The sequence below is a fragment of the Aeromicrobium sp. CnD17-E genome, assembly GCF_024124745.1.
GTDB lineage: Bacteria > Actinomycetota > Actinomycetes > Propionibacteriales > Nocardioidaceae > Aeromicrobium.
Genome location: NZ_JAMXRU010000011.1, coordinates 11990 through 24289 on the forward strand (window position 1 = coordinate 11990; position 12300 = coordinate 24289).

A 12300-nucleotide genomic window follows, 5' to 3' on the forward strand; every position below is an offset into this window, starting at 1 on the left:
GATGAGGCGGCTGACCTACCGCTGACCCGGGTTCCGCGCCGCACCTACCGCTTGCTCAGCGCACGCGGAACCCCACCGGGCGGCTCGTCGCCGTCGTGAACGAGGCGGGGTCGCGCGGGGTGAAGGTGGCGCGGACCGCGTAGCCGCGGCGGGCGAGGCCCGCCGGGAGGCGGACCGTGGCGCGGCCGCCGCTGGTGCGTGCGGTCGCGACCTTGCGGCTGCCGAGCCGGACGGTGACGGTGCCGACGGGTGTCGTGCCGTTCGACGCGGTGAGCCGCACGCGGACCAAGGCCCGCCTCGAGGCGGGGGCCCTGGACGTCTGCGACGCGCGGGAGAGCGACACGTGTGCCGCGGTGCGTGCGGCAGCGACGTCGAGCCGGACGGCCCGCGAGACGACCGTGCCGCTCGCGTTGCTGACCCGCACCCGGAAGGTCGCACGCCGGTCGGCCGTGACCACGCGGTCGAGCGTCAGCGTCGGGCCGTCCGCGTCGGCGACGGCCAGCCAGCTCGAGCCGACCCTGCGCTGCCACTGGTACGACAGGTCCTCTCCCGACGCCATGACCGAGAACCGTGCCCGACGGCCGACCGTGGCGGTCATGGGGCTCGGCTGGGTCAGGATCGTCGGCGGTTCCGCCACCGGGTCGGTCCCGTCGACCTCGAACGGGCCGACGGTGATCGGCGCCGGGGGCTTGTCCGGGTCGGCCGCGCCGCCCGAGCTGTACCAGTACGACGTGAGCCCGGTGCGTGCGTGGAAGTCGACGAACGGCTGGGGCCAGGAGCCCCACGCGTCGCCCGTCCGCAGCTGCGCACTCGCACCCTCGGGGACGTCCACCTCGACGCCCGCGTAGTCGGGCTCGACCACGAAGCCGTCGGGGTCGACCTCGACGTCGCGGTAGGTGGCGACGACGACGTCCTCGACGGGGGCGATCGGGGTCTTCTCGCCCGGGTTCTCCTGCGAGGACCCGTAGCCCGAGAGGTCTGCGGTCAGCCGGCCGACGCCCTTCGGGTCGACGGTGAGGACCGGGTCGCTCAGCGTGAACGGCACGAGCCCGCCGTAGAAGTTCACGGTCCAGGCGCCCGACCACGTGATCGTCGCCGACCCGTCCTGGTCGATGCGTCCCCGTCCGTCGTCCAGCGTCACGACCTGACGGGTGCCGGGGTCGGAGTCGACGTGCGCCGCACGCGTGGCCCAGGAGGCGGGGGTGCGCTCCTCGCCGTCGAGCTGCAGCACCGACACGCTGCCGGCCTCGGCCCGGTAGGTGCCCTCGCTGCCGTCGGAGACGCCGGCCGAGAAGTAGGACGACCCGCCGAACGGCGGCGCCTTCTGCAGCTCCTGCGAGCCCGACCACTCCAGCGTCGCCCCGCTCACCCTGCCTGCCTGGGGCGCCGGTGCCTCGACCGTCAGCGTCGCCGTCCGGGAGTAGGTCGTGCCGAGGTCGCTGGTGACCTTGAGCCGGAACTGCGAGCCGGTCTGGTTGGTGCTGGTCTCGCGGACCGTGAGCGACGTGTCGCCGACGACGAGGTCCTCGTCGTCCGTGCCGACCGTCGTCCAGAACCCGCCCACCCGACGCTGCCAGCTGCTCGACGTGACCTCGGGGGACGCGAGCACCTCGGCGTTGAGGTTCGCGACGGTGCCCGGACGGGTGCGGACGTCGCGGGGCTGCACGGCGAAGCGCGGCGGGTAGGTGACGCTCAGCCGCGCCTCGTCGGAGACCACCGTGCCGGCGTCGTTGACGACCTTGAGGCGGTAGGTGGTCCCGGCGGTGGTGGGTGAGGCGGCCACCGTCAGCGAGGAGCCCGTGGCGCCCTCGACGTCGGTGAAGCGGGAGGCGCCGACGGCTCGTCGCTGCCACTGCACGCTCGAGGCGCCGGAGAGCTCGGCGCGCAGGCTGACGTCGCGCGCGGTCTCGTCGGCGCCGAGCCGGACCGACACGTCCTGCGGCTGCGCGTCGACCGTCGGGGTGATTCCGCCGAACGCGAGTCGTGCGTAGCCGAAGCCGTCCTTCTTCAGCGGGACGTAGAGCGAGCCGTCGGGACCCACCTTGAGCAGGGCGCGTCCGAAGGAGTAGGTCGCGTAGTCGGGCACGCGGTAGCCCACCGTCGACCCGTCGCGGCGCACGAGCTGGACGGCCTCGCCGTCGGTGTTGGCGTTGTCGGTCGCCCACAGCAGGTCGCGGCCGGCGTCGTAGACCATCGACGCCGCGAACACCGAGTAGCCGTAGTCGGGGTAGACGTCCGGGCCGCGGAAGGGCTCGCGGGCCGTGGCGACACCGTCGACCAGGTCGACGCGCACGTAGTCCTCGATCGACTGACCCGACCCGTGCAGCAGCACCGAGCCGTCCGGCCCGGGTGTCGCCGAGGTGTAGCCGTAGTAGGTGCCGAACACCGTGCTGGTGTGCCGCGTCCCCGCGATGGGCGTGACCTCGACCGTGTCGCCCGACGGCCGCAGGTGCAGGGCGGGCAGGTAGCGGACCTCGTCGTCGACGTAGCCGTACCCGGTCCCGGTGGCCAGCACGTAGGAGCCGTCGCCCAGCGCCGCGAGGTCGGGGTCGGTGTCCATCTCACCGCTCGTGAACGGACCCGCGTACTCGACGGCACCCGCGTACTCGCCGGTCGTGGGCAGCGTCATCGTGCCCGCGGACCGGGTCCAGCCGTCGCCCGCGCGGCTGAAGCGGAAGAGGGTGACCTTGCCGGCCAGGTCGGTCGCCTCCGGGTCGTCGGAGAGGACGGCGAGCTCGTGGGCCACCGGGTTCCACGCCAGCGAGCCGACGCCGGGGACCTGGGTGTTCCCGTCCTCGTCCGTCCGGCCGTCGTGCAGACGGCCGACGACGGAGGACGTGAACGTGCCGGTCCCGCGGTCGAACGTCAGGGACCGCACGGTCGTCCGGACGGCAGGGTCGCCGTCGCGGCTCGTCACGTAGAAGAGCGTGTCGGTGGCGGGGTCGATCGTGGTGCGCAGGTAGCGACCCGTGTAGACCTCCTCGGGGGCGACGGGCTGCTCGAAGGGCTGGCCCACCGGCTCCATCGTGCGGGCGTCGAGCGCACGGACGACGAGCGTGTCGCCGATCTCCGGCGCGATCTCGGCGACGTAGACGACGTCGCCGCGCGGGGAGACCTCCAGGGCCCGGCTCGCCGTGCCGAGGCCCGACGTCGTGCTCACCGACATCCAGCGGCCGTCCTCGCGCAGCGCCGGGACGCCGGGACGGTCGAAGCGCTCGGTCAGGTCGGGCTTGCCGCCGTCGCCCGCGTACTCGATCGAGACGGGGTCGAGGGTCGTGCCCTGGCCGTAGATGGAGAAGCCCGGGCCCGCGACGGCAGGGACGTCGGTCCACGTGGTGGTGCCGGAGGCGGTGGTCGGCTCGACGTCGGTCACGTCGAGCTGGGCCAGGACGACGTCGACGTCGTGGTGCAGCTCGCCCCCGGGATCGTCGCGCGTGTAGCCGGTGTGGGTGCCGCGGATCTCCTGCACCGTGGGACTGATCGTCAGGGTGAGGTCGGAGTACTTCGTGTCGAGGGCCCACTTGTCGGGCTGGACCTGGCCGTACCAGCTGCGGAAGTGGACCGACCCGGCGAGGTCGAGGGTCGTGGTGCGGGACTCGGGATCGTAGCTGCCGGACTCGACCGGGAACCGGAAGGCGACGGGCGTGGTGCCCTTCCACGCGGTGACGGTCGCGCCGTCGCCGGCCTCGGAGCCGTCGCCGATGTAGGAGCGCCAGGAGTCCTTCAGGCCCCAGACCACGGAGCCGGAGGTGATCGTGCTCGACGACCCGGCCGCGGTCGCGGGGGCCGTGGTCGGCAGTGCGACGAGCAGCCCCGCGAGGAGCGCCGTCAGGACGACGTGGGGGAGGAGGCGGACGGGAGCCATGGCGGTCCTTCAGGGGGAGGGTGACGGGGGAGGAGGGGAGGACGCGACGGGGGCGCGGACTCCGGTCCGCGCCCCCGTCCGGGGCTCACTGGAAGGTGATGTTGGCCTGTGCCTCGACGGTCGAGGACGTGCCGTTGTGCGAGGTGATCGTCACGGCGCACTGGTCGTTGGCCGCGCTGCCCTTGCAGGTGAACGTCGCGGGCTGTCCCGCGCCGGCCACCGGGATGCCGTAGTGGGCGTTGGAGTTGACCTTCTTCGCGGTGTAGCTGACGGAGATGTTCCCGTTCGCGTCGGCCGTCGTCTCCACACCGGACGAGCACGCGGGCACGCCGAGGATCCCGTAGGACTTCGTCGAGCAGGTGCCGACCTTGTAGGTCCCGTTGGCCGTGTAGCCGGAGCCGGTGACGGTGACGACGGAGCCGCTGGCGCTGGACGACAGGCCCATGCTCGGCGTGACGGAGATGGTGCCGGCCGCGTGCGCCACGGTCGGCGCGGCGAGGGTCACCGCCGCAGCGGCGAGACCCAGGGCGAGGGGGAGGCGGCGGGGGAGGGAGGTGCTCATCGTGCTCCTTCGGTAAGGTTAGGCTGTCCTAACAGCTCGTACCGTAGAGGCGGTGGGACCGAGAGCGCAAGACCCGGTCCCACGGCACCGTGAGGCGGTGTGGGTCGTGCGGGACGGCGGTGCACGGCAGGGGGTCGGCACGTGTCCCACGTCGCACGACTGAGTGTTTCATAAAATTTGAACATCAACTAAGGTCCACCTGAGTGATCAGTGGCACGTCGTGCCACCCGTCGACCAGGAGGCCCCATGTCGTCCGTCCGTCCCGTGCTCACCGGCGTCGTGGGAGCGCTGTGCGCCGCCCTGCTGCTGTCCGCCTGCGGAGGGTCGTCCACGGCCGAGGACCCCGCGTCGAGCGACTTCGACACCGTGCGGATCGAGCACGCGCTGGGCACCGCCGAGATCACCGAGAAGCCCGAGCGCGTGGTCACCCTGGGTCAGGGGTCGGCCGAGACGGCCATCGCGCTGGGCGTCACGCCGGTCGGCATCGAGTCCTACCCCTGGGGCGCCGACGACACCGGCTACCTGCCGTGGATCCACGAGGCCGTCACCGAGCGCGGCGACGAGCTGCCGCAGCAGTTCACGGGCGGCACCGAGCTCGACGTCGAGGCGATCCTCGAGCTCGAGCCCGACCTCATCCTGGCTCCGTGGTCGGGCGTGACGCAGGAGCAGTACGACCTGCTCAGCGACATCGCCCCCACCGTCGCCTACGAGAAGGAGCCGTGGGTCATCACCTGGGAGGACCAGATCGCGACGATCGGCCGCTCGCTGGGCGAGGAGGAGGCCGCCGCCGGGCTCGTCGACGACATCGAGCAGCAGTTCGCCTCCGCCGCGAACCCGGAGTACGAGGGACGGACGTTCTCCTTCGTCTACACGAACGGTCCCGGCACGCTCGGCGTGTTCTACCCGGGCGAGCAGCGGGTGACGTTCGTGTCGGCCCTCGGGCTGGAGCCCGCACTGAGCGAGAAGGAGCTGAAGGACTGGGAGGAGCCGGGCACCGACTCCGCGCTCATCGGCCTCGAGAACGCCGACATGCTCGACGACTCCGACCTGGTCTTCACCTTCTACGCCGACGAGAAGAGTCGCCGGGAGACCGAGTCCCAGCCGCTGTACGCCGGGATCCCCGCGGTGCAGAAGGGTGCGCTCGTCGCGCCCACGGACCAGTCCTTCGTGACGGCGTCCTCGATCATCACGCCGTTGACCGTGCCCTGGGCGCTCGAGCGCTACCAGCCGATCATCGACCGAGCCCTGGCGCGGGCCGACGCGTGATGCGTCGAGGGGCTCTGCTCCTCGGCCTGGTCGTCGTCCTCGCGTGCACCGCGGCGCTGAGCGTCGTGCTCGGGGTGCGCGCCAACGAGGTGTCGGACGTCTGGGACGTGCTGACCGGTCGCGGCGACGAGTACCTGGGTCGGATCGTCGAGGCCCGGGTGCCGCGCACCGTGGTCGGCGCGGTGGTGGGAGCCGCGCTGGCCGTGGCCGGGCTGCTGATCCAGGCGGTGACCCGCAACCCGCTCGCCGAGCCGGGACTGCTCGGCGTGAGCATGGGCGCCTCCGCCGCCATCGTGACCGCCACGGCGTTCCTCGGGCTCGGGGCGGGCACGGCGACGGTGTGGGTGGCCATCCCGGGCGCCCTCGTCGCCGTGGCGGTCGTCTACGCCCTGGGGCGGCGTGCTGGCGGCGAGTCGGTCGTCCCGTTGATCCTCGCCGGAGCGGTCGTCAGCGCGGTGCTGGGCGCCTACGTCCAGGCGATGATCCTGACCCGGCCCGACGCGTTCGACTCCTACCGCTTCTGGGTGGTCGGGTCCCTCGCCGGGGTGCGCTGGGAGACGCTGGCCATGGTGGCCCCGGTCATGCTCGTCGGTCTGCTGCTGACGGTGCTGGTCGCGCCCGGCCTGAACACCGTGCAGCTCGGTGACGCCGTCGCGACGTCGCTCGGCGTGCGGGTCGTGTGGGTGCGGTTCGGGGCCCTCGCCGCTGCCACGCTGCTCGCGGCAGCGGCCACGGCGGCGGCCGGGCCCATCGTCTTCGTCGGCCTGGCGGTGCCGCACGTCGCGCGGGCGCTCGTCGCCTCCGACCTGCGCTGGCAGGTGCCCGTGGCCCTGCTGCTCGGGGCCGCCCTGCTCGTGGGGTCCGACGTGCTGGCCAGGGTGGTGGCGCGGCCCACCGAGCTCATGGTCGGCGTCGTGACCGCGTTCCTCGGCGCGCCCTTCCTGCTCGCGGCGGTGCGACGGACGAGGCTCGCCGCATGAGCGCGGCCGTGCGGCGGGTGGTCCTGCCCGTCCGTCGCCGCACCGTGACCGTCTGCCTGGTCGTCGTGGCGGTGAGCGTGGTGCTCTCGCTGCTGACGCTGTCGCTCGGCCGGCTCGGTCTGTCCGCGGTGGACCTGCGCGACGCCGTCACCGGCGACCTCGACGCGAGGTCGCGGTTCGTGCTCGAACGGCTGCGGGGACCGCGCCTGCTCGTCGCGGTCGGGGTGGGCGTCGCCCTCGGTGTCGCGGGTGCCCTGTTCCAGACCGTGACCCGCAACCCCCTGGGCAGCCCTGACGTCATCGGCCTGGCTGCCGGAGCGGGGGCCGGCGTGGCCGTGACGGTGGTGCTCGGCTCCACCGTGCCGGCCCCCGTCGGAGCGGTGCTGGGCGCCGGCGCGGCGATCGGCGTCGTGTACCTGGCGAACGGCTCGGGCTTCGCGTCGCCTGCCCGGGTCATCGTCACCGGCATCGGCGTGGCGGCCATGTGCACGGCGGTGACCCAGTACGTCGTGGCCGTCGAGATGCGCGACAGTGCGCACGCGCTGGCCGCCTACACGGTCGGCTCGCTCTCGGCCCGCGACCTCGGGCACGCCGCGACCATCGCGGGGGGCCTGCTCCTGCTGCTGCCCTGCGTCGCGGCCCTGCACCACCGGCTGCTCGTCATGGACATGGGTGACGAGCTCTGCGACGCGCTCGGTGCCCGCGCCTCGGCGACCCGGACCTGGGCCATCGTGCTGTCGGTGCTCCTGGCTGCCGTGGCCGTCTCGGTCTCCGGGCCCATCTCGTTCGTCGCCCTGACCGCGCCGCACGTCGCCCGTCGTCTCACCTGCGCCGTGGGCCCCAACCTCGTGGCCTCGGCGCTCGTCGGCGTGCTGATCGTGCTCTCCGCCGACGTGGTCGCCCAGCACGTCCCCGCCGCGGAGGGGCTGCCCGTCGGGGTCGTCACGATCGGGGTCGGCGGCGCCTACCTCGGCTACCTGCTGCTCGTCCACTGGAGGAACGTCACGCCATGAACGCCTCGTCCCTGCGTGCCGACGGGATCACCGTGGGCTACGGCGGCGCCCCGGTGCTGCGCGACCTCGACTTCACGGTGAGCCGCGGTCACTTCACGGCCGTGATCGGGCCCAACGGCTGCGGCAAGTCGACCCTGGTCAAGACCCTCGCCCGGACGCTGCGGCCGACGGCGGGCCGGGTCGTGCTCGACGGCGTGCCCGTCGAGCGGCACCGCTCCAAGCACGTCGCCCGACGGATCGGCCTGCTGCCGCAGGAGCCCGTGGTGCCCGACGGCATCACCGTCGAGGAGCTGGTCGCCCGGGGCCGGCACCCGTACCACGCGCCGCTGCGGCAGTGGAGCGAGGGCGACGACGAGGCGATCGCCTCGGCGCTGACGGCCACGGGCGTCGACGCGCTGGCGGGTCGACGGGTGGCGGACCTCTCGGGAGGGCAGCGGCAGCGTGCGTGGATCGCCATGGTCCTCGCGCAGCAGACCGAGTTCGTCCTGCTCGACGAGCCGACGTCGTTCCTCGACCTCGCGCACCAGCTCGACGTGCTGCGCCTGTGCCAGGAGATCCGGGCCGCCGGACGCACCGTCGTGGCGGTGCTGCACGACCTGAACCAGGCGGCCCGCTACGCCGACCGCGTCGTGCTCATGCGTGACGGCGGCGTCGTGGCCGAGGGCACGCCGCGCGAGGTCGTGACGAGCGCCCAGGTCGAGGAGGTCTTCGGCGTGCGCTGCCGGCTGATCGAGGACCCGGAGTCGGCTACTCCGCTGATGGTCCCGCTGCAGGACCAGCGCGCTCGGCCTTGACCTCCTGCCAGCGCTCGTCGAGGCGGACGTCGTCGAGCAGCCACGCCATGTAGTGGTGCATGTGGGTGAGTCGCTCGTGGGCCGGGCTGCCCTCCGGGACGTCGGGCAGCGCGCGGGCGGCGAGGTCGCGCTGGGCCTGCAGGTAGGGCCGCTCGTGCTGGAGGAAGCGACCCCACACGTCGCGCGCCATGAAGTGGCGTGTGGCCCGCTCGCCGGGACGTCGCTCGTGGTGGACGAAGCCGGCGTCGGCGAGGCTGCGGGTGGCGTTGGAGACCGACCCCGTGCTCACGTCGAGGTCGGCGGCGATCTGCGCGGCCGTGACGCCGTCGGACTCGTCGAGGAGGAGGTACGCGGCGATCCGACCCTCGGTGCGCGACGCGCCCCGCGACGTCCACGCCCGCGCGAAGGACTCGATGAACTCGGCTCGACGAGCGCCGCTGATCGTCATCGGACCAGGGTACGAGCCGGCGGGGGCGCCGGCTCGTCAGCGCGCTCGAGGAACCGGCACGCGGGCAGCAGGTGAACACCGCGTGTCCTTTCTTGACTCGTTCAAGAAAGCCGGTAGAGTCGACGCCATGCCGCCCCTCGACGTCGCCGATCTCCTCCGCGGGGTCGGTCTGCGTGTCACCCGCCCGCGGGTGGCCGTGCTCGAGGCGCTGGAGCGGCTGCCGCACGCCGACACCGGCGACGTGATCGACGCCGCGCGGCGCGACGTCCCCGACGTCTCGCACCAGGCGGTCTACGACTCGCTCGCGGCGCTCACCGAGGCCGGTCTCGTGCGTCGCATCCAGCCGCACGGCCACACGGCCCGGTACGAGCGGCGCGTGGGCGACAACCACCACCACGTCGTGTGCCGTACCTGCGGCACCATCGCCGACGTCGACTGCGCGACGGGGGAGGCGCCCTGCCTCGTCCCGTCGCAGGACCACGGCTTCGTCATCGACGAGGCCGAGGTGATCTTCTGGGGCACCTGCCCCGCCTGTGCGCGCGCCGGGTCGACAGCGACCCCGCGCGACCCCCAGACTCCCGCGCCCGCCTGAGGGCAGCGGTCCGCACCGTCCACCCACCTGAGAGGAACATCGTGAGCGAGCACGACAAGCCGAACGCCGAAGTCGGCGAGATGAACGACCCGCTGGAGGCCAAGGGTGCGCCGGAGGGCCAGTGCCCCGTCGCGCACGACAGCCTGCCCTACCCGACGCGCCAGGACGCCAACAAGGTGTGGTGGCCCGAGGGCCTGAACCTCAAGATCCTGGCGAAGAACCCCTCGGTCGCCAACCCGCTCGGCGACGACTTCGACTACGCCGCGGCGTTCGAGTCGCTCGACCTCGCCGAGGTCAAGCGCGACATCGAGCAGGTCCTCACCACCTCGCAGGACTGGTGGCCCGCCGACTTCGGCCACTACGGCGGTCTCATGATCCGCATGGCGTGGCACAGCGCCGGCACCTACCGCGTGCACGACGGCCGTGGCGGCGCGGGCGCCGGCCAGCAGCGCTTCGCCCCGCTGAACAGCTGGCCCGACAACGGCAACCTCGACAAGGCCCGCCGCCTGCTCTGGCCGGTCAAGAAGAAGTACGGCAAGAACCTCTCGTGGGCCGACCTCATCGTGCTCACCGGCAACGTGGCGCTGGAGTCCATGGGCTTCGAGACCTTCGGCTTCGCCGGCGGCCGCGAGGACGTGTGGGAGCCGGACGCCGACGTGTACTGGGGCCCGGAGACCGAGTGGCTCGGCGACGAGCGCTACACCGGCGACCGGGAGCTCGAGCGCCCCCTCGCCGCCGTCCAGATGGGCCTCATCTACGTCAACCCCGAGGGCCCCAACGGCGAGCCCGACCCGCTGGCCGCGGCCCGCGACATCCGCGAGACGTTCGGCCGCATGGCCATGAACGACGAGGAGACCGTCGCCCTGATCGCCGGCGGCCACACGCTCGGCAAGACGCACGGTGCGGCCGACCCGGAGAAGTACGTCGGCGCCGAGCCCGAGGGCGCGTCGCTGGAGGAGCAGGGCCTGGGCTGGAAGAACTCCTTCGGCGCCGGCCACGGCAACGACACGATCACGTCGGGTCTCGAGGTCACCTGGACGCGCACGCCCGTCCAGTGGTCCAACGACTACTTCGAGCTGCTCTTCGGGTACGAGTGGGAGCTGACCAAGAGCCCCGCCGGCGCCTGGCAGTTCGAGGCGAAGGACGCCGAGGCGATCATCCCCGACGCCCACGGCGGCCCGAACCGCAAGCCGCGCATGCTCGTGACCGACGTGGCGCTGCGCGTCGACCCCGCCTACGAGCAGATCTCGCGTCGCTACAAGGACGACCCGGCCGCGTTCGCCGATGCGTTCGCGCGCGCCTGGTTCAAGCTCACCCACCGCGACATGGGCCCGAAGGACCGCTACCTCGGCCCCGAGGTCCCGGCGGAGACGCTGATCTGGCAGGACCCGCTGCCCGAGGCGACGGGCGCCCCGCTCGACGCCGCAGCCATCGCGGACCTCAAGCAGCGCGTCGCCGACTCCGGCCTGAGCGTGACCGACCTGGTCGGCACCGCGTGGGCGTCGGCGTCGACGTTCCGCAGCAGCGACAAGCGCGGTGGCGCCAACGGTGCGCGCATCCGGCTCGAGCCGCAGATCGGCTGGGAGGTCAACAACCCGGGCGAGCTGCGTCGTGTCCTCGGCGTGCTCGAGGGCATCCAGGCGGAGTCGGGGACCGGCGTCTCCCTCGCCGACCTCATCGTCCTCGCGGGCGGTGTCGGCATCGAGCTGGCCGCGAAGGCGGCCGGTCGCGAGCTGGAGGTGCCGTTCACGCCGGGCCGCGTCGACGCGACCCTCGAGCACACCGACGTCCCGTCGTTCGAGTGGCTCGAGCCGCGGGCCGACGGGTTCCGCAACTACCTCGGCAAGGGCAACCGGCTGCCGGCGGAGCACCTGCTCCTCGACCGCGCGAACCTGCTCGGCGTCAGCGCCCCGCAGCTGACCGCCCTGGTCGGCGGTCTGCGGGTGTTGGGCGCCACCTACGACCGGTCCACGCTCGGTGTCCTCACCGACGCCCCGGGCACCCTCACGAACGACTTCTTCGTGAACCTGCTCGACATGGACGTCACGTGGACCTCCGTCGACCCCGAGGCCGGGATCTACGAGGGCCGCGACGCCGCCGGTGCCGTCCGCTGGACGGGCAGCCGGGCCGACCTGGTCTTCGGCTCGAACTCCGAGCTGCGGGCGGTGGCCGAGGTGTACGCGAGCGACGACGGCGCGGACGCGTTCGTCGAGGAGTTCGTCGGCGCCTGGGTCCAGGTCATGGAGGCAGACCGCTTCGACCTGCACCGCTGACGCACCCCGTACGCACAGGAGGGCCCGGACCGCGACGGTCCGGGCCCTCCTGCGTCGTCCTGGACGGCGGGGGAGCGTGGCTCAGAGCAGGCCGACGGCCAGCGCGAGGACACCGAGCAGCGGCAGCGTGCCCTGCGAGACGGCGGCGCGCGCCTTGTCGGGGCTCGACACGAGGAGCACGAGGGCGGCCGCGACCATCGAGCCCGCACCCGTGAACGCGAGGGTGGCGCCGACGGTGGTGACGTCGAGTGCCAGGAGCACGGCTCCTGCTCCGGCCGTCACGGCCAGGAAGAGGTTGTAGAAGCCCTGGTTGTAGGCGAGCTCGCGCGTGGCCTCGGCCTCCTCCGGGCCGAGGCCGAAGGTGCGGCGTCCCCGCGGACTCGTCCAGGCGAAGGACTCGAGCCAGAAGATGTACACGTGCAGCGCTGCTGCGAGGGCGACGAGGACGACTCCGAGCGCGGTCATGCGCCCCATCATGGCCGATGCCGCGACGGGGTGGCCGAGGTC

General features: G+C 72.9%; 10 protein-coding genes. 6 read left to right on the forward strand and 4 right to left on the reverse strand.

The features are described 5' to 3' along the window. Positions 1–55: 55 nt before the first annotated feature. Positions 56–3865, reverse strand: a complete 3810-nt coding sequence (locus tag NH339_RS04290) for an HtaA domain-containing protein (protein ID WP_253022899.1) — start codon at positions 3863–3865, stop codon at positions 56–58. 85 nt (positions 3866–3950) lie between these two features. Further along, positions 3951–4427 carry a neocarzinostatin apoprotein domain-containing protein gene (locus tag NH339_RS04295; RefSeq protein WP_253022902.1) on the reverse strand — a complete coding sequence of 159 codons (477 nt, stop codon included), beginning with the start codon at positions 4425–4427 and terminating at the stop codon, positions 3951–3953. 246 nt (positions 4428–4673) lie between these two features. On the opposite strand from NH339_RS04295, the gene NH339_RS04300 reads away from it, so the two are divergent. The 4 genes from NH339_RS04300 to NH339_RS04315 are packed head-to-tail and all read left to right on the forward strand — an operon-like array spanning position 4674 to position 8480. Further along, positions 4674–5693 (forward strand): iron-siderophore ABC transporter substrate-binding protein, encoded by a 1020-nt coding sequence (locus NH339_RS04300; protein WP_253022904.1) that lies wholly within the window; start codon positions 4674–4676, stop codon positions 5691–5693. Beyond that, positions 5693–6673, forward strand: a complete 981-nt coding sequence (locus tag NH339_RS04305) for an iron ABC transporter permease (protein ID WP_253022905.1) — start codon at positions 5693–5695, stop codon at positions 6671–6673. Before NH339_RS04300 ends, NH339_RS04305 begins: the two co-directional genes overlap by 1 nt. After that, positions 6670–7686 carry an iron chelate uptake ABC transporter family permease subunit gene (locus NH339_RS04310; protein ID WP_253022906.1) on the forward strand — a complete coding sequence of 339 codons (1017 nt, stop codon included), beginning with the start codon at positions 6670–6672 and terminating at the stop codon, positions 7684–7686. The genes NH339_RS04305 and NH339_RS04310 overlap by 4 nt, the downstream gene beginning before the upstream one ends. Next, the gene (locus NH339_RS04315) at positions 7683–8480 is read left to right on the forward strand and encodes an ABC transporter ATP-binding protein (protein WP_253022907.1); all 798 of its coding nucleotides are present in this window, start codon (positions 7683–7685) and stop codon (positions 8478–8480) included. The genes NH339_RS04310 and NH339_RS04315 overlap by 4 nt, the downstream gene beginning before the upstream one ends. Here NH339_RS04315 and NH339_RS04320 read toward each other — a convergent pair. After that, complete coding sequence (locus tag NH339_RS04320) at positions 8434–8928, reverse strand: GbsR/MarR family transcriptional regulator (RefSeq protein WP_253022908.1); 495 nt, start codon at positions 8926–8928, stop codon at positions 8434–8436. The genes NH339_RS04315 and NH339_RS04320 overlap by 47 nt on opposite strands. Before the next feature lie 127 nt (positions 8929–9055). Here NH339_RS04320 and NH339_RS04325 point away from each other — a divergent pair, with 127 nt between their 5' ends. Together NH339_RS04325 and katG are read left to right on the forward strand one after the other, a co-directional pair. Continuing rightward, entirely contained in the window at positions 9056–9520 is a 465-nt protein-coding gene (locus NH339_RS04325; protein ID WP_253022909.1) for a Fur family transcriptional regulator, read from the forward strand. Positions 9521–9600: 80 nt separating this feature from the next. Continuing rightward, complete coding sequence (gene katG / locus NH339_RS04330; RefSeq protein WP_253022953.1) at positions 9601–11793, forward strand: catalase/peroxidase HPI; 2193 nt, start codon at positions 9601–9603, stop codon at positions 11791–11793. 81 nt (positions 11794–11874) lie between these two features. Here katG and NH339_RS04335 read toward each other — a convergent pair whose 3' ends face one another. Further along, entirely contained in the window at positions 11875–12258 is a 384-nt protein-coding gene (locus NH339_RS04335; protein WP_253022910.1) for a DUF1304 domain-containing protein, read from the reverse strand. Positions 12259–12300 lie beyond the last annotated feature (42 nt).